This window comes from Halomonas sp. PAMB 3232, from assembly GCF_031954225.1.
GTDB lineage: Bacteria > Pseudomonadota > Gammaproteobacteria > Pseudomonadales > Halomonadaceae > Vreelandella.
In genome coordinates, this window is sequence record NZ_CP134865.1 from 331,828 (window position 1) to 356,177 (window position 24,350).

The 24,350-nt window shown below is 62.1% G+C and carries 19 protein-coding genes; 9 read left to right on the forward strand and 10 right to left on the reverse strand.

The features are described from left to right. Positions 1–6: 6 nt before the first annotated feature. Positions 7–921: a LysR family transcriptional regulator gene (locus RN346_RS01540; RefSeq protein WP_311959582.1), complete on the forward strand. Its 915-nt coding sequence runs from the start codon at positions 7–9 to the stop codon at positions 919–921. Positions 922–957: 36 nt separating this feature from the next. Here RN346_RS01540 and speB read toward each other — a convergent pair whose 3' ends face one another. Then, the gene (speB, locus tag RN346_RS01545; protein WP_311960808.1) at positions 958–1,863 is read right to left on the reverse strand and encodes an agmatinase; all 906 of its coding nucleotides are present in this window, start codon (positions 1,861–1,863) and stop codon (positions 958–960) included. Between the two features lie 130 nt (positions 1,864–1,993). Between speB and RN346_RS01550 the strand changes: the two genes are divergently transcribed. Further along, complete coding sequence (locus RN346_RS01550; protein WP_311961925.1) at positions 1,994–2,941, forward strand: LysR family transcriptional regulator; 948 nt, start codon at positions 1,994–1,996, stop codon at positions 2,939–2,941. A gap of 157 nt (positions 2,942–3,098) precedes the next feature. After that, complete coding sequence (gene hpxO / locus RN346_RS01555; protein ID WP_311961926.1) at positions 3,099–4,301, forward strand: FAD-dependent urate hydroxylase HpxO; 1,203 nt, start codon at positions 3,099–3,101, stop codon at positions 4,299–4,301. 50 nt (positions 4,302–4,351) lie between these two features. Here the strand turns inward: hpxO and RN346_RS01560 are convergent, their stop codons facing one another. Continuing rightward, positions 4,352–5,674, reverse strand: a complete 1,323-nt coding sequence (locus RN346_RS01560; RefSeq protein WP_311961927.1) for a divalent metal cation transporter — start codon at positions 5,672–5,674, stop codon at positions 4,352–4,354. Positions 5,675–5,861: 187 nt separating this feature from the next. Here RN346_RS01560 and RN346_RS01565 point away from each other — a divergent pair, with 187 nt between their 5' ends. Together RN346_RS01565 and RN346_RS01570 are read left to right on the forward strand one after the other, a co-directional pair. After that, positions 5,862–6,500 (forward strand): hypothetical protein, encoded by a 639-nt coding sequence (locus tag RN346_RS01565; RefSeq protein ID WP_311961928.1) that lies wholly within the window; start codon positions 5,862–5,864, stop codon positions 6,498–6,500. Positions 6,501–6,568: 68 nt separating this feature from the next. After that, on the forward strand, positions 6,569–6,841 hold the full coding sequence (locus tag RN346_RS01570) for a DUF2798 domain-containing protein (RefSeq protein WP_263585370.1): 273 nt from the start codon (positions 6,569–6,571) through the stop codon (positions 6,839–6,841). A 13-nt stretch (positions 6,842–6,854) separates the two neighbouring features. Here RN346_RS01570 and RN346_RS01575 read toward each other — a convergent pair whose 3' ends face one another. The 6 genes from RN346_RS01575 to RN346_RS01600 all read right to left on the reverse strand — a co-directional run bounded on the left by RN346_RS01575 (position 6,855) and on the right by RN346_RS01600 (position 14,864). Beyond that, the gene (locus RN346_RS01575) at positions 6,855–10,238 is read right to left on the reverse strand and encodes a PilC/PilY family type IV pilus protein (protein ID WP_311961929.1); all 3,384 of its coding nucleotides are present in this window, start codon (positions 10,236–10,238) and stop codon (positions 6,855–6,857) included. A gap of 6 nt (positions 10,239–10,244) precedes the next feature. Next, positions 10,245–10,682 (reverse strand): pilus assembly PilX N-terminal domain-containing protein, encoded by a 438-nt coding sequence (locus tag RN346_RS01580; protein WP_263585368.1) that lies wholly within the window; start codon positions 10,680–10,682, stop codon positions 10,245–10,247. Beyond that, positions 10,679–11,671, reverse strand: a complete 993-nt coding sequence (locus RN346_RS01585) for a PilW family protein (protein ID WP_311961930.1) — start codon at positions 11,669–11,671, stop codon at positions 10,679–10,681. Before RN346_RS01585 ends, RN346_RS01580 begins: the two co-directional genes overlap by 4 nt. 1 nt (position 11,672) lies before the next feature. Then, positions 11,673–12,086, reverse strand: coding sequence for a type IV pilus modification protein PilV (gene pilV / locus RN346_RS01590; protein WP_311961931.1), 414 nt, complete (start codon positions 12,084–12,086; stop codon positions 11,673–11,675). 17 nt (positions 12,087–12,103) lie between these two features. After that, the gene (locus tag RN346_RS01595) at positions 12,104–12,607 is read right to left on the reverse strand and encodes a GspH/FimT family pseudopilin (RefSeq protein ID WP_263585365.1); all 504 of its coding nucleotides are present in this window, start codon (positions 12,605–12,607) and stop codon (positions 12,104–12,106) included. A gap of 283 nt (positions 12,608–12,890) precedes the next feature. After that, positions 12,891–14,864 (reverse strand): methyl-accepting chemotaxis protein, encoded by a 1,974-nt coding sequence (locus tag RN346_RS01600; RefSeq protein WP_311961932.1) that lies wholly within the window; start codon positions 14,862–14,864, stop codon positions 12,891–12,893. A gap of 326 nt (positions 14,865–15,190) precedes the next feature. Here RN346_RS01600 and RN346_RS01605 point away from each other — a divergent pair, with 326 nt between their 5' ends. The 4 genes from RN346_RS01605 (at position 15,191) to RN346_RS01620 (ending at position 20,221) form a co-directional block, all read left to right on the forward strand. Further along, on the forward strand, positions 15,191–15,379 hold the full coding sequence (locus RN346_RS01605) for a hypothetical protein (RefSeq protein WP_263585363.1): 189 nt from the start codon (positions 15,191–15,193) through the stop codon (positions 15,377–15,379). After that, positions 15,372–16,841, forward strand: a complete 1,470-nt coding sequence (locus tag RN346_RS01610; RefSeq protein WP_311961933.1) for a sodium:solute symporter family protein — start codon at positions 15,372–15,374, stop codon at positions 16,839–16,841. Before RN346_RS01605 ends, RN346_RS01610 begins: the two co-directional genes overlap by 8 nt. Before the next feature lie 349 nt (positions 16,842–17,190). Continuing rightward, the gene (locus RN346_RS01615; protein ID WP_311961934.1) at positions 17,191–18,762 is read left to right on the forward strand and encodes a Re/Si-specific NAD(P)(+) transhydrogenase subunit alpha; all 1,572 of its coding nucleotides are present in this window, start codon (positions 17,191–17,193) and stop codon (positions 18,760–18,762) included. Positions 18,763–18,778: 16 nt separating this feature from the next. Next, complete coding sequence (locus RN346_RS01620; RefSeq protein WP_311959613.1) at positions 18,779–20,221, forward strand: NAD(P)(+) transhydrogenase (Re/Si-specific) subunit beta; 1,443 nt, start codon at positions 18,779–18,781, stop codon at positions 20,219–20,221. Positions 20,222–20,329: 108 nt separating this feature from the next. Here the strand turns inward: RN346_RS01620 and RN346_RS01625 are convergent, their stop codons facing one another. Further along, the gene (locus tag RN346_RS01625; RefSeq protein WP_311961935.1) at positions 20,330–22,333 is read right to left on the reverse strand and encodes a methyl-accepting chemotaxis protein; all 2,004 of its coding nucleotides are present in this window, start codon (positions 22,331–22,333) and stop codon (positions 20,330–20,332) included. 216 nt (positions 22,334–22,549) lie between these two features. Continuing rightward, positions 22,550–24,319: a S8/S53 family peptidase gene (locus RN346_RS01630; protein ID WP_311961936.1), complete on the reverse strand. Its 1,770-nt coding sequence runs from the start codon at positions 24,317–24,319 to the stop codon at positions 22,550–22,552. Positions 24,320–24,350 lie beyond the last annotated feature (31 nt).

Here is a 24,350-nt window from a genome sequence, read left to right on the forward strand (position 1 = left end):
TTTTCAATGAACGAGCGGCTTCTGATCGACCCCGCGCTGCGCTATTTTCTGGAAATCGTGCGCCACGGGTCGATCAACAAGGCCTCCCAGACACTGCACGTGGCGCCCTCGGCAGTCAGCCGTCAGATCGCACGATTGGAGTCGGAGCTTGGCAGCCAGCTCTTCGAGCGCCACCCCGCCGGCATGCGCCTGAGCCCCTCCGGCGAGCTTTTGGCCGCCCATGCGCGTAAGGCGCGTCTGGACGCCGCCCGGGTGATCGAAGAGATCACCGGGCTCGAGGGCATTCAGCGGGGAACGGTGCGCATTGCCAGCATCGAGGGGCTGGCGAGCTATCTTCTGCCTCACGTGATTAGCCTCTACCGCGAAAAACACCACGGCATTCATTTCGACGTCATGGTGACGTCCTCGACGGACGTGATTCAGCGGGTGTGCGAGGGGCTGGTGGATATCGGACTGACCATCTCACCGTCGCCGGAGAAGAACATCAAGGTGGAAAAGCGCGTCATGGCGCCGATTCACGCGGTCATGCACCGCTCGCATCCGCTCGCCGACAAAAAGCAGGTGTCGCTTGCGCAGCTGGGAAGTTTCGATCTGGCGCTGCCCACCGAGAACACCACCATCCGCCAGCTCTTCAACGTCAGCTGCAGCCGTCAGGGACTTCTGATCGAGCCGGTGATGACCAGCAACTTCGTCACGACGCTGGTGCACTTTGCGATGTGCCAGGGCGGCATCACGCTGATCGGTGACGTGTCGATCCGGCATCTGGGTGAGTCCGCCGAGCTGGTGTCGCTGCCGATTCGCGATCGGGAAATGAGCGGGCGCACGCTGGAGGTGCAAACGCTTGCCGGGCGCGTGCTGCCCAAGGGCGTGGCGGACTTTCTGGGGGATCTGTGCCAGGCACTGGAAACGCAAACGCCGTAACGCAGGGCGTCACGGCGTCGCTCGCGAAGGCGTTGGTCAGGCGTGGGCTTTGCCCGCCGCCAGCACGTACAGAAATTCAAGCCCCAGGGTCGCGGCGGCAAGCGAGGTGATGTCGCCGTGATCATACGCCGGGTTCACCTCGACCACATCCATGCCGACAAGCTCCATGCCGACCAGCCCGCGAATGACCTTCAATAACAGGTCGGTCGACATGCCGCCGCACACCGGCGTCCCGGTGCCCGGGGCAAACGCCGGGTCGAGGCCGTCGATGTCGAGGCTTACGTAGGCCGGGTGGTGGCCGACGCGGGCGCGGATCTTCTCGAGGACGGCTTTCGGACCGTGGTCGTTCACCCAGTCGGCGTCCAGCACTTCATACGGATGATTGTGGCGATCATAGCTTGTCCGAATGCCGATCTGCAGCGAGTGCTCCGGCACCACCAGGCCTTCCTTGAGCGCGTGGTGAAAGATGGTACCGTGATCGAAGCGCGTGCCCTGCTCGTAGGTGTCGGTGTGGGCATCGAAGTGGATCAGCGCCAGCGGGCCATGCTCACGGGCGTGCGCGCGCAGTAGCGGCAGGCTGATGTAGTGATCGCCGCCGAGCGTCAGCATTTTCTTGCCGGCACCGAGCCAGCGCCCGGCGTGGCTCTCCAGGTTGTCCACCAGGCTTTCCGGCTCGCCGTAGGCGTAGTCCAGGTTGCCCGCGTCAACCACGCAAAGGCGCTCTTCCAGGGCAAAGTCCCAGGGCCAGCGCTTGCCTTCCCAGATCAAATTCGCCGTGGCCTGGCGAATGGCGTTGGGGCCCATGCGCGTGCCGGCGCGTCCCGAGCAGGCGAGATCGAAGGGCACGCCGCTGATCACGACGTCCGCATTACTCGCTTTTGGGTCAGTGGCTTTTTCCACGTTCATGAACGTCGAGATAACATCGCCGAACAGGCTTGGCATGATAGGGGACTGGGCCACTCGCGGGCGCCTCCTCGAAAGGGAGTGAAGGCGAAGACGATAAAAGGTTTTGAGTAATGAATGAAATGAATGTTTAGAATTGGATCATTCGCTATATGAATGGTGATTCGCCATGAAGTTGTTTCGGCATTTCGATCTGAACCTGCTGCGCGTTTTCGTGACGCTCATGCAGGAGCGCCACGTCACCCGGGCGGCGCTAAAGCTGCATCTTTCCCAGCCCGCCATCAGTCACGCGCTCAAGCGGCTGCGCGAAGGGCTCGACGATCCGCTGTTCGTTCGCATCGAGCAGGGCATGCAGCCCACGCCACGGGCCGAGGCGCTGCTGCCGACCGTCGTGCAGGCACTGGCGCTGCTCGAGCAGGGGCTCGCCCCGCCCGCAAGCTTTGCCCCGGCGACCAGCGCGCGCCACTTTACCCTGGCCACCACGGACTACTTCGAGGAGGTGATGTACCCGCTATTTTTGAGCCGGCTGCTCGGCCAGGCGCCGGGGCTGAGTTTCTCGATCGAGCTGATCACGCCTGACGCACTCGACGAGGGTCTGAAAAGCCGCCAGGTGGATATGGTGGTCGGGCTCGATAGCCGCGTCGAGCTGCCTACCGGAGTGGTGAGTACGCCGTGGCTCGATGAGGAGTGGGTGTGTTTGGCCGCGGCAGACAATGTCCAGGTGGGGGCATCGCTAACGCTTGGCGACTTTGCCGCACTTGCCCACGTCGAACTCGCCGACATCAGCGGGCTCGGGTTGGGGCCCATCGACGGCTGCCTGCGTGCGCACGGATTGAGCCGGCGGGTGATCTCGCGCAATCTCAACTATATCGCCGCGGCCCGGGTCGTGGCGCTAACCGGGGCGATCATGACGTTGCCCCGGCACATGGCCGAGCGCTTCATCGCGCTACTGCCGGTGCGCCTGGTCGAGGCGCCGCCGGAACTCGGCGCGCTGACGCTCACCCTGATCCAGCACGAGCTCTACGCGCGCGAGCCCGCCACGGCCTGGTTGTTCGATGAGCTTCGCGCCTTCGCTATCAGCCAAACGGCTTCGGGCTGGCCCGATTCTTGCCCGTAACGTTCGGGCCCACGGCATCGAACCCGGTGACGTGGGGCTGGCAGGGCGTGGCTATACGCTTTGCCTGGCGGATGCGGTAGGCTCGAAGGAACGCGTTTTGTATACGAGCGTCGCCACGTCGTTTCACAACGCAATTTCATTTTGATCAGGAGGCGTTATGGCGCTGGATATTGTCGTCATTGGTGCGGGCATGGGCGGGTTGAGCGCGGCGCTGGCCTTCAAACGCCAGGGCCACCGCGTGCAGGTCTTCGAGCGCGTCGAACAGATGCGCCCGGTGGGGGCCGCGATTTCGCTATGGCCCAACGGGGTAAAAGTGATGCATCGGCTGGGGCTGGGCAGCGCCATCGAACAGATCAGCGGCGAGATGACGCGCATGCGCTACCTGAGCCACGAGGGTCACCTGTTAAGTGATTTCTCGCTCACCCCGCTTTACGAGGCGGTGAATCAGCGCGCCTGCCCGATTTCCCGCGCCGCGCTTCAAAAGACCCTATTCGACGCCGTGGGCGCCGAGCATATTCGGCTCGGGCGCCACTGTGTGGATGTTGAAAGCGATGATGAGGGTGTGACGGCCGTGATGGAGGACGGCGAGCGTGTCAGCGCTGATCTGCTGGTCGTGGCCGACGGCACGCACTCAAGGCTTCGCGATAAAATCGTCGGGCAGCGGGTGGCGCGCCAGTACGTGGGCTACGTGAACTGGAACGTGCGCGTGGCGGCCACCGAGGCGCTGGCGCCGCTCGAAAGCTGGGATCAATACGTGGGCGAGGGCAAGCGCGTGTCGCTCATGCCCATGGGGGCCGGCGGTAACGACGAAGGGCAGCAGGAGTTTTACTGCTTTTTCGACGTGCCGATGGCGGCAGGCTCGCAAAGTGACCCAAGCCGCTATCGCGACGAGCTCAAGACGCATTTCAAGGGCTGGAGCCCGGCGGTGCAGGCGCTGATCGAGCAGTTCGACCCCGCTCGCATGGCGCGGGTCGAGATTCACGACATCGAGCCGCTCGAGCGGCTGACCGACACGCGGGTGGCACTGATGGGCGACGCGGCCCACGGCATGGCGCCGGATCTTGGCCAGGGCGGCTGTCAGGCGATGGAGGATGCCTGGGTGCTGAGCGAGGCCGTCAGCGCCGCGCTTGATGAAGCGCCTGATACCACGACGGCGCTTGCGACAGCGCTCGAACGCTACGACGGCGCGCGCGTCGAACGGGTTGGGGAGATCGTGGCGCGCGCGCGCAAGCGGGCGGCGATGATTCACGGCGAGAACCCCGCCGAGACCCAGGCCTGGTACGAGGAGCTTGGCCGCGAGGATGGCCACGGCGTGCTCGAAGGGATTCGCAAAACGGTGGCGGGCGGCCCACTTGCGTGACCGCCCGCCGAATTTGCACGATGAACGTGCGTGATGCGCTTGCCTGAGGCTTACATGATGAACTGGACGACGATATAGCCCACCGACAACAGCGTCAGCGTGGCGATCGCCAGCCAGCTCCAGGCATTAATCAGTTTGGAGGGGCGAAGTGATACCGGCACGGTGGCGCCGTTGGCGGTGAAGTGGTTGAGTGCGGCGAGAATCGGGCTCAACAAAAAGGCCACCACCATCACGAAGTCCATGAACAGGCGAAAGTTGCCCATCAGTGTGTAGAGAATGACCGCGGCGAACAGTGAAAGCCCGATCAGCGAGATCAGAAACGCCGGGCTGCCCTCGATCGTGCGCGACTCTTCGGTCGCGCCCACCGGGCGGGTGAAGGTGTACCAGGAAGCACTGATCATGCGCGGGAAGCCGTCGAGCACGGTCAGCAGGGTGGTGAGCATGACAGTAAACGCGGAAATGCCCACGACCACGCCGCTCCACTCGCCGAGTGTGCTGGTGTAAAGGCTGATGACCTGGCTTGCAAAGCCTACCGCGCCGTCGGCGGGGCTCACGCCCTGGCTGTGCATGACGCCGGCGCCCATGATTACGAAACACGCCGCCAAAACGCCAGCGCCGATATAGCCGATGTTGAAATCGAGCTTCTCGGCGGTAGTATCGCTACGCTTGCCCTGGGTTTTATTGCGCGCCTCGGACCACAGCGAGTTCATGACCGCCAGCGTAATGTCCGAAGGCATCAGGCCCAGCACCGCGACCAGCGTCACGAAGGTCGCCACGCTCCAAAGCGGCGAGGCCGCGGTGGCCGGATAAAAGGTCCAGTCCACCAGCGGCAGGGCAACGATGGCGGCCAGTACCGTGGTCACGCTCAAAATCACCACGAACACCTTGTTGACCCAGTCCAGCAGCCGGTAGCCGCCGGCGAAAGTGAGCACGCCGCACAGCGCGATCAGAATCACCGCCACCGTGGGCGGGCTGAGGGTCAGCGGCACGATGCTGCCGGCCAGCCCCGCCGTGGTGATCGCAATGGCGGCGATGATGATCGCGGTGACCGGAATCTGCACCAGCGCGAAGAGCCCCACCACCGAGCGGCCGAAGGTCTGACGGTAGCCTTCGACCAGCGACTTGCCGGTCACGCTGACATAAAACGGGCCGAAGAAAAACGACGGATACTTCAACAGCACCGCGAGCAGAATAAATCCTAAAAGCCCTACGCCGTACTCGGCGCCGGCGCGAGTGGATTGCACCACGTGGGAGGTACCGATGGCCGCGCCGGCAAACAGAAAGCCGGGGCCAAGCGCGGCCAGGTACTTTTTGGCGCGCGACGGTGAGCGCGCCACGTCGCCATGCAGTGAAGCGGAGTCTTGAGAGGGCATTGGGAGTTCCTTGTGAGCCGGATAACCAGCCAGGCGGTATGATTGTTGTGGCCTTCGCTGAGCGTGGCGCTATGGTAGCCTGGCTCGCCTGCGCTTTCATGCCGCATTTGACCATGGTGGTAGATCTGTTAAATATGAAGGGCGCACGCTTCACCCCCTCCTTTCACCCTCGTCAATAGGCCGGCCCATGCTCATCGCACTCGTTTACGGTTTGATCTTCGTCGGCGTCACCGCCACGCTCTATCAGCTTTACGCGGTGAACTACGCCATCAATTTCGACAACGCACAAAAGCTCTCCTCCCACAATCGCGCAAAGCTCGCGCGGCTGGATGCGGCGGCAGGGCAAGGCGGGCGGGGAGAAAACGCGCAAGCGGAAACCTTCGATCACGCTGTCGAGGCGACCCTGGGCGAGCACTTCGATAAAACGCTGGCGCGTGAGGCGATCGAAAATGATGATGAGAACGCCGCGCGCGCGCTGCTACGCCGCCACGCCACTCTGCGCTTTGGCACACGCGTAAGCGCCCGCATGGGGCCGCTGGGCCGCGTTCACTTGCCCAAGCGTGACTGGCGGGCGCTGTTCATTACGCTGGTGATCATCAATAGCCTGATCGCACAGTTTTTGGGCGGCATGAGTATCTATACGCTGCTCTACCCGGTGCAAACGCCGGCGCTTGCCTGGCTCAACGAGCCGGTGATCCTGATGGGGCTTATTTTTTTGCTCCTGCCGGTGAATCATCTGCTCGGCCGGCTGGATTTTTATTTGAACGATCTTTACCGCATCGGCCAGCTCACGCGCGAAAAGGGCGCCAAGGCACGCTTCGCCTGAGACGCCTTCATGATACGCTCGGGAGTCGTTAAGATAGCAGGCTCATTAAATAGACGAAGACCCTGTTCATGAGCTCAAAACGCTACCCCGAGCAGCGCCTGCTGGCGGCGCGCAAGCTGCACCCGAAGTTCACGCCCGTGGTCTTCGCCTTCTACATGTCCTCGATCATGGCGTTTTTGATGACCATCGTGATCACGGCCGTAAACGCCGGGATGGCCGAGGGCTTCATGTCGCTGGTCTGGCAGGCCTACCAGATAGCCATGCCGGTGGCGTTCGTGTGTATCCTGATCGTGCGCCCGGTAGTCGCCCGGCTGGTGCAGTGGACCGTGCGCTCGGTGTAGCCCGCTGGATGCATCAATCGTTGACCTGCCGCCAGGAGCGCCGACCAAGCGGCGCCTCATTGAGTTCGACGGTAATCACGCCGGTGTCGCCGGCATCCGGGTTGCCGGTGAACAGCGTCTCTTCCCCGTCACCGTTTTTAATGCCCACCAGGCGCTCGCCGCTACCCAGCTGAAGCCCAACGATCGCATCACCGTTGAGCAAGAGGCCAGTATCGATCGCGCCATCCCTGTTGAAATCGAAGATAGTGCCGCCGCCGCTGCCGCCGGTCTCGGCTACAAGCGAGAGAAAATAGCCCACGCGGCGCACGTTACACGGATTCGTGGTGTCGGGCCGCATGGTTGAAAAACGCACCCGCCGGGGCAAGCCGCTCGAGAACGATGGCGAGGCAATGACGCGCTCACCCGCTGGCAGCACCATGCGCCAGCCCAACTGGGTCGTCAGTGGTTTATTGGTCGTGGCACGCACGGTCATACCGCTCTGAGTGCCGGCCGCACTGATTTCTTGCACCAAAAGCTGTCCGGATGCGACTGACGTCGTGCGACTCTCCTGATCACGAATACCGATCAGCTGCTGCACGCTCTGATCGTTGCCGTCCTGGGTTCTGAAGTAGCTGCCGGTGCCGAAGATGACCATCAATCGGTTATCGGCCCCGCCGCTCAAGGTGACCGCCGGCGCTGATGTGATCGGCTGGGTACGCGCGCCGGTATAGAGTTTGGTGATCGTGCCATTTTGGGTAAGCGGGAAGCGCCACAGATTGCCGTTCAAATCCCCGGCGTAGGCAAAACGGGCGCCGCCGTTGAACGTGGGCCATGCGGTGACCGTGGCCGTAGCCAAGCCATTTGGTGTTTCCACACTGCCCTCACCGGTATCGAGCCGGGCGACGAGCGCGCCTGTCTGCAGGTCGACTACGTAAAGCGCGGCCTTGTAGCTTGTGCTGTTGTAACCGTTGCCGAAAATGGCCACCCAGCGGCCGTCGCTAAGCTGGGTGATGGTGGGCTCGCTCACGCCGCTGCCAAGCTCCGGTCGCCGAAACTCCCACAGCACGTTTTGCGCGCCCATATTAGTCGGATTGCTCACGTCCAGCGCGAACACTGTACGCCCGCCGGCGCCCATGGTGCCGACCGCGATGGCGCGCTTGTTGCCATTGCTCAGCGTAATTTCCCGTGCCGCCGGCGTGCCATCCATGAAGTAGCGGTGGCTATAGCCCGTGCGGGTCAGCTCGCGAAGCGGGGGTGAAGTGCCTTGGGTAAGCTCGGCGGGCAGGTAGGCGAAAAGTTCACGGCCGGTATTGGCGTTAAAGCCGTGCAGCATGCCGTCGTTAGCGGCGACCAGTAGAAGTGGCGGGCGCGACTCGCGCCCAGGCAGTAGCACCGGGCTTGCGTTGATAATGTCGCCCAACGGCGACTGACGGATGCGCAGTCCGGTCTGGTTAGACCCTTGGAACCAATTGATTTCGGCTTGAGTAAGGCCGCTGGTGCTTGTCGAGAGTAAAGCGCCGGCCTTGCGCTGGCCTGTAGGCTGGTGCGAGGTCAGCAGCCGCCGGCTCCCGACCTGTTGCGCAAGCATCGTTTCGGCATCCCAGCGTGGGGTGCGCTGACCGCGCTCGTTCACGGCGGAGGCGACCAGCCGCCCCGACCAGTCGCCGCTTCGGTAGCCCGCGCTGTAGACCAGGTTGTTGCCTTGCAGGTCGAAGGTGTCGCTACTGACCGCCGAGGCGGTGCTCGACTGCGACGAGCTGATGATGCGACCCAGCACCTGACGCATGACCTGGTTGAGCGAGGCCTCGTCGTTGGCGAAGTAGGCGCGCTCGGTGCCGCCGGCTTTAGCCAGCTCGCCCAACGGGTCGGTGGGTACGCCCGGCAGATTGTTGATGTCCGGCGGCAGGTTGAAGCCCACTACGTAGGTGCGCACCGGGTTAGGCAAGGCGCTTGCGGTATCGCTGTAAAGGCGGCGAATGGCGTTCTGAGCATCGGTCAGTGCCTGGCTTACGTTATTGCCTAGCGAGCGACCGGTACGGTCTACCGAAGGCAGGCCGTCGGTGAGCCAGATGTTGGCGTTAACCAGGCACTGGCGAGCCGTCGCGTTGCTCATGTTCGGAATCGTAATGCCTGATTGGCGCCCCTGCGCGCTGCTAAACGAGGTGCCACTGCTGGTGTTGTTGAGAAAGTAGTCCCGCACGGTGTACATGGTGCCTTCGATAGGCGTTAGACCGGTGGCCAGCAAAGGCCAAGCGGGGTCGGTCATCGGGTTGCCAAGGCTGCTCCAGTCGTGGCGTTGGGGCTGTAGCTTTGTGAGAATCCGGCTCCAGTGTGCATCATTAATCGAGCCGTCCGTATTGAGCCCGCCGATCGGAACATGCAAATAGCCAAGCCCGGGGGAGGAGGTGGTGCGCCACTCCAGCTGATTGAGCTGCAAGGAAAGAATGTTTTGACCCCAGTTGGGAATGCCGCGCTGGCGCATGCTATCGACCAGCGCAATTTGAGCGGCACCATCATAGTCCGAGTAGTACAAACCGTTCGAGCCCTGGAGAAGACGCAGGTAACGATTGATGCTCTGGTCGCCGCTCGCGCTCACGCCGGTATTCGCCCAGTACTCGGTGCGATCGTCGCTTGCGTCCGGTGGCAGCAGGCTGGTTCGGTTGATGACGTAATAGCCGGGTAGGCCGACATTGAAAAACGCATGTATGCTGCTATTGGGTAGCCGCGTCCGATAACGCTTGGTAGTCGCATTCCAGGCGCCCTCGAAACTCGGGTTGTACCAACTGGGGCTCGCATCCGTTGAGTAGCGCACATCTAGCGCTCGCTCGGTCAAACGCCAAAGAACGGTATTATTGGCAAAGCTGTTACGGTCTCTGGACGCCTGGTTCTGCTGATAAGCCATCAGCCCTAGATTGATCTCCCCGCGATAACGGTTGATGAGCTCGCGCCCAACACTTTTCATGATGCTCGATTTGCTCAGCGGTGAACGAGCCCCTGCTGGACACCTGGAGGCATCAAAGGTATTGGTCTGACAGGCGGCTAACGTTTCACGATCGCCCAAGGCGTTACCAATCGCCACGCGCCCATCGAGCCCTTCCTGACCGCTTTCGGAGTTATCCAGAATAAGCAGAATGTTGGGCGGAACCTGGCTGACCACGTTGAGCGGCGCGTTGGAGAGCCCGGTTCTGTCCGCGGGGATCGCGTAGTTTTCGTCTACCGTCCCTTCGCCGCCGCTGATCGGCGTAGCCGGCGTAGGGGCGGGCTGGGTGGGCTCCTGCGGCGTCGGCTGGGTCGGCGTGGGCTCTGTCGGTGGCGGCGGGTTGTAGGTCGTACCGCCCCATGCCGGTGCCGTAGCCAGCCACATTAACAGTGCCAGCCAGCGCGTAAGTAAAAGCCGAGTACCGCTATGTTGGGACATGATCGATTACTCCACGCGAACGTAAAAGGCTTCGAGCCTGACGCTGGTATCCGTCAAGCGGCCACTTCCTCGAGCTTCGAGACGATAGAGGACCTCAAGTGTTTCGACCCCTTGGCTGGTAACGCGTGAGCCGATCACTTCGCCGGTTTGCTGAGGCATTTGATACTGCCCTTCAATGGTGGCACTTGCGCTATCTGCCGTGTAGGACGTCCACGTCGCTGGGGGCTTATTGCCTCTTTCCAGTACGCGCTCGGCCTCCTGCAGCGCGGCCTCGGCGGCCTGCAACGCCACGCTGTAATCCTGCTGATTGAGAGCCATGCTTCCCTGAGTCATGGCGCCCTGCATCGACGAGAGGCTCACCAGCGTCACGATCGTGAGAAAGATCAGGCTGAGTATCAGCGCCATGCCGCGCTGGGCCACCGGATAGAAGTCATCGTTTTTCACGACCGATTCCTCAGGTCGATGGTGGTCGTAAATACCTGATACAGGCGTCCATCGTTGGCGGTGAACGGGTTCGAACGGAAGTTACCGGTTTCGATAGTCGTCGGGGTTTGGCGCAAGTCGGTGCGCTCGCTCTGCACGATCAGGCTTACGCGCACCGCGCGTACGTTCTGCCACTCGTTGGCGTCCACGTCATTGACGGTGACGTAAGCATCGTTTTTCAAAAAGCGGGCGCGCAGCGCGACCACGTGGCTGGCGAGCACTTCGTTGACCGGCGTGGCGGTACTCGTATCCAAACGCATTAGCGAGGGTCTATCGGCGTTGGTCGGATCGCGGCCCAGGTAGTAAACGCCGCTGGTCAGCGCGGTCAGTGTGACAGCCTGGTTCTGGGTATAGGGCAAGGGCGCCGCCTGCGCGCTGCCCGCGGGCCAGCCCGTGGTACTTTTTTGTAGCTGGTCGGGCTGGCTGGCCGCATTGAGAAAGAGCTCGCAGCGCTGCGCGCTTTGAAGCAGCAGCATTTGGCCAGCCGCGTTATGAGCGGGCGCGAAGCTGAATGTCTGGTTGGATACGCCCGTAATACGGCCTTTTATCGGTGTGCCCGCCGCGCGATAAGCGATCACTTGAGCGTTGGCGAGGGGCTGCTCAAAGGTACTCGAGAGCGTCGTGTTCTGGGGAGAGGTAAACCCCTGCAGGCCAGGGGCGGGCGCGATGTTCGTCGTGCGCGCAAGGCTTGGAATGCTCACGTTGATCTGGCCCGGCGCGCAGCCACCTCTGAAGTCTGCCTGACGAAGTTCGCGGGCCAGTGTCTCCAGCGCGAAGCGCCCGGTATCCTGCATGTTGGCAAGTGCCGTGGTCACGCGATAATTCTGCTGCGAGGCGATGAACAGCTGGGTGGCGCCCAGAATCACCAGCACCCCGATCACCATGGCGACCAGAAGCTCGATGAGTGTAAAGCCTGTTTGTTTTTGGAAGACGCCACGAGCAGTATTCATTTCATAGCTCCGTGACCAGCTCGATCTTGCGTTTGCCGCTCGAGAAAGGATTGTTGAAGCGCACCGCGACGCTGACCTGACCATTCACTTCGATCTTGCCCTCGCCTTCGGGCAGCACCGCCTCGAGGTCGCATATCCACGTGGCGGTATCGTTGGCCACAAGCCCCGGGCCACTGCAGTCTTCGCCCACGTCTTCGTCAAAGTCCAGGTTATAGGCGCTAGCCTCATCGGGGTTGGCGCGAATCCGGTCCATCATGTCCTGAGCCATGTTGGTGGCTTGAGTTTCCAGGTAGGCGCTTCGCTGCTGAGTCAGTGCATTGGTTTGCAGCGCCACCACGCCCAGAAGGCCCACCGACATGATCAGCATGGCCACCAGCGACTCGATGAGCGAAATACCCTGCTGTGTCCGTCTCATATGGCTTCAGCCTCGCATCAGGTCGTGCACGCCCTGGGGGTGTCCTGTACGCGCGAAAGGCCGCTGGGTTCAAGACGGATACAGCGGCCTTTTCCATCGGCTTGCTCACCCAGCCAGATCGATATCCAGACGGTCTCGGGGCGGCTTCGTTGCAAGCGCCCCAGGCTGTTGAACGCCAGCCCCCCCGAAATGGGCTTTTTGGCCGCATCGAGAACTTGAATCTCAAGCCCCCGGGTGGACTGCGGCCAGTAGCGTAGCGCTTGGCTTCCGGACGCGACCTGCCAACCTGCACTCCATCCTTCGGGCAAGGGCGTAAGCGTCACGCTTTGATTGCGGCGAACCGCCTCGCTTCGTGCGTAATTCATGGCGGTCTTGAACTCGTTGGTGGCGCTCACGACACGGTTGATCTCGATCATGCGCAGGAAGTTGGGAAATCCGACGCCCAGCAGAATCCCCATGAGAGCCAGCGCCACTAAAAGCTCCAACAGCGTAAATCCTTTCAGGTAACGGTTACGGGCCATGGCATACTCGCTATCGGACCGAGCAGAGCCACTGTGCAGAGGGCTGCCATTGATCGATATGAAATAGTTAATCCGCTTCTAGCATTAAAGTACCAGATGAAGATCAAGGGTAGCGTTGAAATACCCGGGGTGAATAGGCCCATTTGCGTCGATACGTTCACTAGCCTTACGGTATCCCGCATTACTGATACCGACTTGTTCATCACCTCTTGACGTCATGTGACCGGGGCAGCCAGTGCGGCCCCGGTTGTCTCAGGTGCTCTCTTTTACCAGGAGAGCGATATTAAAACGCTTCCCACTCCGGTTCGGCCACCGAGGGTTTGGCAAGCGCTTTGGGCGCTGCCGGTGTTTGAGGTGGTATCGATGAAGAGGGTTTGGCCGGGTGCCGGGTTGCGACGTGGGTGGTGTGATCGAGAATGAACTCACCCATCAACCGATCCAGCTGCTCGGCATTTTCACGCATGCCTGCTGCAAGCGAGGCGCTCTGGCTGACCATGGCGGCGTTTTGCTGGGTCATGGTGTCCATTTCCGCTACTGCCGTATTCACCTGCTCGATGCCTGCTGTCTGCTCGCGAGCGCCCGCGGTGATTTCGCCGACCACGTCGGAGACCTGGGTGATGCTGCGGTGAATCTCGCGCATCTGCTGGGCGGCGTGGCGGACGATATCGTTACCCTGCTGGGCGTGATCGACCGAGACGTCGATCAGTGTGCGAATCTCCTGAGCCGCGCTGGCCGAGCGGCTGGCCAGGGTGCGAACCTCGTTGGCCACCACCGCGAACCCGCGGCCCTGTTCACCGGCGCGAGCGGCTTCTACCGAGGCGTTGAGCGCCAGAATGTTGGTTTGAAAGGCGATGGAATCGATCAGTCCGATAATGTCGCTGATTTTCGTCGAGGACTCGCTGATGGAGGCCATCTTCTCTTCCATGCGCGCCATCGACTCGGTGCCCCGCTGGGACGCACTGGCCGCCTCCACGGCGAGTCCGCTGGCCTGTTCGGAGGCCTGGGAGGTATGGGCGACCGTCGAATGAATTTGCTCCATCGAGGCCGAGGTCTCCTGAAGATTGGCGGCCGCCTGGTCGGTGCGCGTGGAAAGCTCCTGGGTGCTATCGGCCATATCCACGGCGGTGCTCAGCACCGTCTGGGCGTTGTGGCGTACTTCTGAAAGCGTGGCCTGCATGCGCTCGGCGAAGGCGTTGAAACCCTGGGCCAGATCGCCCACTTCATCCTGGGTGTCGACGCTCAAGCGGCGGGTCAAATCGCCCTTGCCCTGGGCGATATCCTTCATGGCCCGTGCGGTGTGCTTGATGGGGGCGAGCGCGCGGCGCGCGGCGAACGCCACCACGATCAGCAGCAGGCCGAACAGCACGACGCCTGCGATCAACAGCGACATCAAAAGCTGGTGGGTGACGCCGGTAAAGACCGACATCGGCACCGTGGTGCCGACCACCCAGGACGTCTCATCGACCGGGCTCCAGATCAGCGTTTTGCGCTCGCCGCTGGGCATGACGATCTCGCCGGTGCCCGGCTGGCCGCTGAGAATATCGCCGCTGAGCGCGCTCAACCCTTCGTAATCGTGGGTTTCATCGCCATCGGCGTAGTTGAGTGTGAGCCGGTAATCCGCGTTGGGGTGTGCAATCACGCGGCCCTGGCTGTCGATGAGCCAGCCGTAGCTGCCTTTTCCGACATCGATATCGGTGGTCACGCTCGAGAGGGTATCGAGCGATAGGGCGATGCCGATGATCCCCACGCGCTGGCCCTGCTCGTTAAAGAGTGTTTCCACCATGAGCGCGGCGGGCTCGTTGGTTGCCTTGGAGACGAAGGGGTCGAGCAGCATGCGATCCGCCGTGGCATCGGTCATCAGCGCCTGGAAATAGGGGCGCTCGGCGATATTGAGCACCATCCCTTCCTGGTTGATGGTATTGCCCTGCGCGTCAGAAACGAACAGGGACTCGATCGTGCCGTCGGTTTGATAGCGTTTGGCAAGCCAGTCCACATGTCTCTCCAGCGGTGCGCCCCGGCTCAAGCGCTCGTCCTGGGCGAGTACGTTCAGCCATTTGCGATAGCCGTTCAGCCACTGGCTGACTTCGTCGGCCCGGGCGTCCACCTGACGCATGGCCGTGTTGTCGATCAGCGATGGAATGGCCCGGCTCAACTGGGCTTGAACGATGATGCCCAGCACGATAGCCACCCCGCATAGCGGCAGCGCCACGGCGAACAGCAGCTTTTGGGTCAACGACAGGTGAGAAAGCTTGCGCATTGATGGCCTCGGTTTTTACGACATTATTTGACGGCGTGGTTGTCACGAATCGTTTTACGGCATCGTTTTACGACCGGGGCACAACACGACCTCGTACGCTGGCGAATCGGTCGAGCGGAGAAGCTTGCCCAGGGCTACGGCACCCGTTGTAATAACGACTCACGAGGCGACGACTTTAATAAAAATGTTCGCATTTAATTAAAATGGCGAAATTTTGCATTATGTTATGGGGTTTCGGCGTTTACCTGAGTATCAGGGAAGCGTTTACGGCGACCTGGCGTGTATGCTTGCTCGCTGGACTTAAAAACAACACAACGAGGTGACCTATGGCGCGGGACAAGTGGATAGGGGCTATCGCGATGCTGGTAGTGCTGTGCTGCCTGGTACCCTATACCCTGCTTTCAAACGTGGCGGCCTGGTACGGCAGCTTTCTTTTTTGGAGCGTGGCGGGCGTCGTCGTGATTGCGCTGAACGTGTTCATTACCAAGGGGTTCAAGGAGCACGATCGTGACTGAATCGATGATCTGGATGGCCATTGTCGCTTATCTTGCGGTATCGGTGATGATCGCCTTTCTCTCCCGCCAGAAGGGCGTGGAGAGCATGTCGGGCTTCTTTTTGGGCAACCGGCAGATGAACGGCTTCGTCTCGGCGCTGAGCTACAGCGCGACGACCTACAGCGCCTTCATGATGGTAGGGCTTGCCGGGCTGACCTACGCCGGCGGCGTGGGCGCGCTCGGTTTCGAGATCATCTACTTCGCCGGGGTGTCGCTGGTGGCGATTTTCGGGCCGCGCTTCTGGGCGGTCGGCCGCGCGTTCGGCTTCGTCACGCCCAGCGAAATGCTCGGTTTTCGCTATCACAGCAAGGCCGTGGCGCTGTCGATGTCGATCGCCAGCTGTATCTTTTTGATTCCCTACTGCGCGGTGCAGCTCGCGGGGGTGGGGTATCTGCTGGAGGGCATGACCAACGGGGCGATCGGTTTTACCACCGGGGTGTTGCTGGCCACCGCGATCGCGATTCTGTTCGCTTACGTGGCGGGGATTCGCTCGGTCATGTGGACCGATTCGCTGCAGGCGCTGGTGATGATCGTCGCCTCGACGCTGGTCGCGCTGTTGGTCATTCAGGCGCTGGGCGGTTTTGTCGAGCTGTTCGATACCCTCGCCCGCGAACACCCTGACGCCTTGACCGTCCCCGGTTCCGGACTTTTCAGCCTGACCACGTTTCTGGGGCTGAGTATCCCGTGGTTTTTCTTTAGTCTCTCCAACCCTCAAGTGAGCCAGCGGCTGTTCATGCCGGCGTCGCTTTCGGCCATGCGCCAGATGCTGATCGGCTTCATGGTGTTTGGCTTCGTTTATACCCTGGTGTCCATCCTGTGGGGCTTTTCCGCGCTGACGGCCTTTCCAGGGCTCGAGCGAGCGGATCTCGCCACCCCCACGCTTTTGGGCTCCGACTTCATTCCGCCGCTTCTGGGCGTGATCGTCATGGTCGGTATTCTGGCGGCGGCGGTCTCTACCATCGACTCCATCATGCTGACGCTGGCCTCGATGCTCTCGCGGGACGTGTATGCGCACGTAAAAAGTGATGTGAGCGAAAAGCGCCAGCTGCTGGTCGGCAAATTCGTCGTCCCGGTGATCGCGCTATTGGCGCTGGGCTTTGCCGAGCTTCAGCTCGATTTGATCGCGGTGCTCTCTGTGGCTGCCTCGTCGGGGCTGGTCGCCGTGGTGCCGGCGATCATTGGCGCGTTTTTCTGGCAGCGCGGTACGGCATTCGGCGCGCTTTTAAGCATTCTGGGCACCAGCGCGTTCGTTCTCACGATGTACGCGACCGGCAACGCGCTTTGGGGGCTACCGGCGGGTATCTGGGGCATCGCCGTCGCAACGCTGTTGTTCGTCGGTGGGAGCCTTTTGACCACGCCCCACGAGCCGTCCCGGGTGGCGTTTTTAGACGCGGTGAACGACGTACTGACCAAAAGACGCTAACCCGCAGTCCTTATACTTTGCGAGAAGCGCCCAAGGCAGCGGGCGATAGGGCTATAGGTGATAGGGCTATGGGTGATAGGGCTATGGGTGATAGGGCTATGGGTGATAGATCGATGGGTGACAGGACGACGGTTTAAGCGTCTTAGCCGAAATGCGAATAGTGATGAACGTAATATTACTACATAGTGGCTGGTTTTGAGATTGCGGGTGGTTTTGAAATTACCGGTGCCTGGGTAGATAACACTTGCTGGACAACAAGAGGCGGCTCTGTACCGGGCCGCGTTTCGATGCCGCGCCGACGTTTGGCGAGTAGGCGCGGCGGGGCTTTCTCATTCAGGGGAGACGACGAGTGAAAATAGGCGCACTAAAAGAGAGCAGCCGGGGCGAGGCGCGGGTCGCCCTCACCCCGGAGAGCGCGGGGCAGATTCAAAAGCTGGGCCACGAGTGCCTGATCGAGACCGGGGCCGGTGTGGCCGCAGGCTTCGACGATCAGGTTTACCGCGACGCCGGGGTGACGGTGGTCGACACCGCCCAGGCGATTTTCGAGGCCGCCGAGGTCGTGATCAAGGTGCGCGAGCCTTCTGATGAGGAGGCCGAGCGCCTGCGCGAGGGCCAGACGTTGATTTCCTTCTTCTGGCCGGCCCAGAACGAGGCGATGCTCGAGAAGTGCCGCGCCAAGGGCGCGACGGTCATCGCCATGGACATGGTGCCGCGCATCTCGCGGGCCCAGAAGATGGACGCGCTCTCGTCGATGGCCAACATCGCGGGCTACCGCGCGGTGATCGAGGCGGGCAACAACTTCGGGCGCTTCTTCACAGGCCAGGTGACCGCCGCGGGCAAGGTGCCGCCGGCGAAGGTGCTGGTGATCGGCGCGGGCGTGGCCGGTCTTGCCGCCATCGGCACTGCGACCAGTCTCGGTGCCGTGGTACGCGCCTTTGACGTGCGCCCGGAAGTCTCCGAGCAGATCGAATCGATGGGGGCGGAGTTTCTGTTTCTCGACTTCGACAACGCCCAGGACGGTTCGGAAAGCGGCGGCTACGCCGCGCCCTCGAGCCCGGAATTTCGCGAGAAGCAGCTCGAGTGCTTCCGCGAGCAGGCATCCGATGTCGACATCGTCATCACCACCGCGCTGATTCCCGGCAGGCCTGCGCCGAAGCTCTGGCTCGAGGACATGGTCGCGGCCATGAAGCCGGGCTCGGTAGTCATCGATCTCGCCGCCGAGAAGGGCGGCAACTGCGATCTGACGAAGCCCGATGAGCGGGTGGTGTCTGATAACGGCGTGATCGTGGTCGGCTACACCGATTTTCCCTCGCGCATGGCCACACAGTCATCGCTTTTGTACGCCACCAACATTCGCCACATGCTGACCGACCTGACGCCTGAAAAGGACGGCGTGATCGATCACAACATGGAGGACGACGTCATTCGCGGGGCTACGGTCACGCACCAGAATGACGTCACCTTCCCGCCGCCGCCGCCGAAGGTGAAAGCGATCGGCGCGTCCAAGCCCAAGCCAAAGGAGAAAGAGCCCACTGCCGAGGAGAAGAAGGCTCTAGAGACCGCCGCCTTCAAATCCCAGACCAAACGCCAGGTCACCCTTCTGGCCGTGGGCGGGGCACTGATGCTGCTGCTCGGCCAGGTCGCACCGGCCTCGTTCATGCAGCACTTTATCGTCTTCGTGCTGGCGTGCTTCATCGGCTTCCAGGTGATCTGGAAAGTGAGCCACTCGCTGCACACGCCCCTGATGGCGGTGACCAACGCGATTTCCGGCATCATCATTTTGGGGGCGGTGCTACAGATCGGCTCCGGTAGCGCGATCGTCACGCTCATGGCGGCGATCTCGGTGCTGATCGCGACCATCAACATCGTGGGGGGCTTTCTGGTGACACGCCGGATGCTCGCCATGTTCCAGAAATCCTGAGCGGCGGAGAAACGGTATGCTGAGTCAAGGGTTCGTATCCGCCGCGGCGATCGCGGCGAGTGTGTTGTTCATCCTCTCGCTGGGCGGGTTGAGTAATCAGGAAAAAGCCAAGCGCGCCGTCTGGTACGGCATCGTCGGCATGGCGGTGGCAGTGCTGTTCACCGCCTTTGGCCCCGGTATCGGCGGCTATGGCTGGCTGATTCCGATGATCGCGATCGGCGCGGCGATCGGTGCCTATCTGGCGCGCAAGGTCGAGATGACCGAGATGCCCCAGCTGGTGGCGGCGCTGCACAGCTTCGTGGGCCTGGCGGCGGTGTTCGTCGCCTGGAGCGCGGATCTCGAGCGTCGCCGGGTGCTGGCGGCGCGCGCTGCCGACGGCGTGATGCAGGAGTTTTCGGCGTTCGCCGCGCTGGTCGCCACCAAGGCGCCGGACGAGCTGACGTTCTTGCAGGTCGAGGTGGTGCTGGGTATCTTCATCGGCGCCGTGACCTTTACCGGCTCCGTAATCGCCTTCGGCAAGCTCGCCGGCAAGGTCGATGGTAAGCCGCGCCAGCTGCCCGGCGGGCATCTGCTCAACGCGGGTGCGGCGGTGCTCTCGCTGCTGCTGGCCATTTTGTATCTCAACGGCGCCGGCTTCTGGACGCTGTTGGTACTGGCGGGCCTGGCGTTCTTCATCGGCTACCACCTGATCATGGGCATCGGCGGCGCCGACATGCCGGTGGTGGTATCGATGCTCAACAGCTACTCCGGCTGGGCGGCGGCGGCGATCGGCTTCACGCTCTCCAACGACCTGCTGATCGTGACCGGCGCGCTGGTGGGGTCGTCGGGCGCGATTCTCTCCTACATCATGTGCAAGGCGATGAACCGCAACTTCGTCAACGTTATCCTCGGCGGCTTCGGTGGCAGCCAGGGCCCGGCGGCGGAGATCGAGGGCGAGCAGGTGGCGATCGACGCCGGCGGCGTGGCCAGCGCCTTGAACGATGCCGATAGCGTCATCATCGTGCCGGGCTACGGCATGGCGGTCGCCCAGGCGCAAAGCGCGGTGAGCGACCTGGTGCGCAAGCTGCGCGCCGCCGGCAAGGAGGTGCGCTTTGCCATCCATCCGGTCGCCGGCCGCCTGCCGGGACACATGAACGTGCTGCTGGCAGAGGCGAAAGTGCCCTACGACATCGTGCTGGAAATGGACGAAATCAACGACGATTTCGCCTCGACGGACGTGGTGATCGTCATCGGCTCCAACGACATCGTCAACCCGGCGGCGCAGGAAGACCCGAACAGCCCGATCGCCGGCATGCCGGTGTTGAAGGTCTGGGAGGCCAAGCAGGTGTTCATCTCCAAGCGCGGCCAGGGCACCGGCTACTCCGGCATCGAGAACCCGCTGTTCTACAAGGAGAACAGTCGCATGTTCTACGGCGATGCGCGGGAAAGCCTGAATACGCTGTTGCCGCTGGTGGACTGAGTTCACCGGGCCGGAGCGAAAAACCCGCGATCCAGGATCGCGGGTTTTTTTATGGGCCGCTGTTGACGGACAGCCCTTCAAGGGTAAACGTGACGTCGGTCCGAGGCGTTAGAACTCTTCCCACTCCGCCACTTCCGGCTGTGATTTGCGCGACGCGACGGGCTTGGCCGGCGAGGGCAGCGCGGAGGTGCCCTGAGACGCAGAAGGCCCTGCTGAAGCGCGTCCGGTAGAGGAGAGCGCAGAGGCGAACGAAGGCGACTCGTTGCCCAGCACGAACTCGCTCATCAGCCGGTCCAGGCGCTCGGCGTTTTCGCGCATATGCGCGGCGAGCGAGGCGTTCTGGCTGACCATGCTGGCGTTTTGCTGGGTCATGGTGTCCATCTCTGCTACCGCGGTGTTGACCTGATCGATCCCCGAGGTCTGCTCGCGCGCACTAGCGGCGATTTCGCCCATCACGTCCGTGACCTGAGTGATGCTCTTGTGGATCGCGCCCATCTGCTGGGCGACCGCATCGACGATCTGGTTGCCTTCCTGGGTGTGGCTGACCGAGACGTCGATCAGCGCGCGGATATCCTGAGCGGCGGTGGCCGAACGGCTGGCCAGGGTGCGCACCTCGTTGGCGACGACGGCGAAGCCGCGACCCTGCTCGCCGGCGCGCGCCGCCTCGACCGAGGCGTTGAGCGCCAGGATATTGGTCTGGAAGGCGATCGAGTCGATCAGGCCGATGATGTCGCTGATCTTGTGTGAGGATTCGTTGATCGCCTGCATCTTGGTCTGCATCTGGCGCATCGACTCGTTACCGCGCTGGGAGGCGCCGGCGGCTTCGAAGGCGAGGCCATTGGCCTGCTCGGACGCTTGCGAGGTATGCGCGACCGTCGAATGAATTTCCTCCATCGACGCGGAAGTTTCCTGCAAATTGGCCGCCGCCTGCTCGGTCCGCGACGAAAGCTCCCGGGTGCCATCGGCGATGTCGCCGGCGCCGATCAGCACCGTCTGCGCGTTATTACGCACTTCCAGCAACGTGCCCTGCATGCGCTCGACGAAGGCGTTGAAGCCCTTCGCCAGATCACCCACTTCATCCTGCGTTTTGACCTCCAGCCGGCGCGTCAAGTCACCCTTGCCCTGGGCGATATCCGCCATGGCGCTGGCGGTATGTTTGATGGGCGCCAGCGCGCGGCGTGCAGCCAGCGCCACCACGACCAGCAAGAGCCCGAAGAGCACCAGCCCGACAATCAGTAGCGAAAGCAAAAGCCCGTGGGTCACCGAGGTGAACACCGTCATGGGGATGGTCGTACCCACGACCCAGGACGTGCCGTCGACGGGGTTCCACATCAGTCGCTTGTGCTCACCGTTTGGCATGGTGATCTCGCCGGCACCTGGCGTGCCATCAAGCATTTGCGCACTCAAGGCACTCAGCCCTTCATAGCCGTGGGTCTGATCGCCTTCGGTGTAGTTGAGTGCCAGGCGATATGACTCTTCCGGGTGGGCAATGACCTGGCCTTGGCTATCGATCATCCAGCCGTAGCTGCCTTCGCCGACATTGATGTTCGTCGTGATATCGGAAACGGCGGACATGGCCACGGTAATACCCAAAAGGCCGATGCGGTTGCCGCTATCATCGAACACGGTATCGACGATCAGCGCGGTGGGTAGTCCGCTCACCATGGAAACCACCGGATCTGCCAGCAGCGTATCCGCGGTGCCGTCGACGACCAGCTCGCGAAAATAACCCCGTTCGGAAATATCCAGGCGCACGCCGGCGTGAGTCAGCGTATCCCCCTGAGCGTTGGCAAAAAACAGTGACTCGATAGCGCCATTGTCGGGATAGCGTTTGGCAAGCCACTCGAGATGGGAAGAGAGTGGAACGTCTTCGGCCAGCCGCTCATCCTGAGCAAGCGTTGCATTCCAGCTTCGCAGCCCATTGATCCAGCGACCTATCTCGTCGGCACGCGCGTCTACCTGACGAGCGGCAGTATTGTTGATCAGCGACGGTATCGCCTGATTAAGCTGAAAATTGACCACCACGCCCAGCACGAGCGCCACGGCCAGCAAGGGTAACGCGACCGCGAAAAGCAGCTTTTGCGTTAACGACAAACGAGACAACTTGCTCATTGATAGCCCCAGTAGAAGAAGAGTCGTGCGCCGCCGAGCCAGCCAGCGCAACCGAAGAGACGCACGTTATTGGTGTTTTTGCACTTCTTGTTAACGGCGTACCGGGCGAAACCTTGAGTAAAAGGGCGACATTCAAGACTTTGTGTCGTCAAGGGGTAAGAACTTTACATTATTGTTAATAACAACTTTCGGTATGCGCAATGAAGCCGAGCGGTCCTAACGCGCCCGCTCCAAGCTCTGCACCGTCAGATCCAGCGCCTTGTACATATCGAGCCGGGCGGACAGGCCGATATCCGGGTGGTTGAGATCATGGGCGCGCTCGGAGGGCAGGATCGGGGCGGTTAGATCGTCGGCGTCGGTGGGTTCGAAATCGAACTCCTCGCCGATCGGCAGGGCGCTGCGGCGTAACAGGATTCGCAGCTGCGCTGGCGTCAGGGTCGGGTCGATCGACATCATGGCTGCCAGCAGGCCCGTCACCAGCGGTGTGGAGTAAGAGGTGCCGCAGTGCGGCTCACCCTGCTCGCCTTCGCGGGACGTGGAAGCGCGCACGCAGGCGGCGGCGGTGATATCCACACGCATGTCGATGTTCGAGGCGTCGCGCTTGATCGCGTAGCGGACGTCCTCGATGGCGACCTCTTCGCCGCTTCGCTCGTGACCGCCGACCACGAACAGCTGGTCGGTGACGAAGGAGGAGGGCAGGCGGTAGTCGTCGCGCCCGGAGAACGACGAGGCGTTACCCGCCGAGTTCACCACGACCACGTCCGGGTGATCGCGGCGTAGCCACAAGAAGAACTCCTCCAGAAGCTCCTCATAGCCGTCCATGGCGATGCCGGAGCGCACCAGCGAGTCGACCTCGTCACCGTTGATATCGACGGTCCCCACGCGGTGAATGCCAAAGCTCCAGTTGAGGAGGCGGGCGCCGTCCTCCACCAGGTTGACCGAGGCGGCCACGTTGGCGGTGATGCCGGCATCTGAACCGCGGTCGACGATGACATCGAAGCCGGGGCCGACGCTGTCGAGCCCGCGTAAAAAACCGCTGTTGCCGCCCTCGTTCCAGGCGGCGGCCAGAATGCCCGCCACCGTGGTGCCGTGGCCGTCGGGTTCGGCGGCGTCGGTGGCGTAAACGCAGGTGCGCGTTGCGCTCTGGCGGCAGTCGCCCAGGTAGTCGGCGAAGTCCGGGGTATCGAAATCGACGTTGCGCTCGATGACGCCGATACGCACGGGGTGGGTGTCGATATCGTCGTGATCCGGATTCAGGCGCCGCTGATAAAAGTTCACCGCGTCCAGAAAACGGTTCGCCGCCCACTCCTGGTCGTGAGCCTCGGGCGGGGGGCTGGCGTCCTGCTCGATACCGTCTTCAGTACTCTCTTCGGCGTTCGACTCTTCCACCACCACGGCATCCACGCTGAGCTCGCTGCCGAGCCTGAGCACCAGCGCGTCGCGGGCAACCAGGTCCTCTACGGGCAGGCGCAGCTGGTAGGTGTTGAGCGGCGGGATCTGGCCGACGACCTCGGCGCCGTACTTCTCGGCCAGTCGCTGCGCCTCCTCCAGGCCGTCGTACTCCTCTTCGATGATCAGGCTGATCAGATCGACGTAGCTTGTGACACCGTCCATGTTCTCGGCGACTTCGTCGTCGGTGGCGGCGATCACGTGACTCCCCTGAAGGCTCAGCCAGACCGGGTTGCTTTGACGTTGGCGCTGTTCGAGCCACAGCGGGGCGCTTTGTGTCTCGCCGTCAACCGTGACGCGAAGCCTTTGCCCTTGACGCTCGATGCGAGAGGGCACAAGGGGTGAACCGCTCAGCATGAGCTGAACGTCATCGTCTTCAAGCCCGCTGGCCACCAGACAAAACGTTTGTGTCGGCTGGCTGAAGCGCTCGCCACAGGGCTGAAGCCTTTCGATGCGAAGCGGGTTCTCGGCGCTGGCGCTCGACGTGCTCACGGTTAGCAGTGCGACCAGGGGTAAAACGGCGTACTTGACGACCATGTCGCGAAATCCTTTACATCCATGAAGGGCA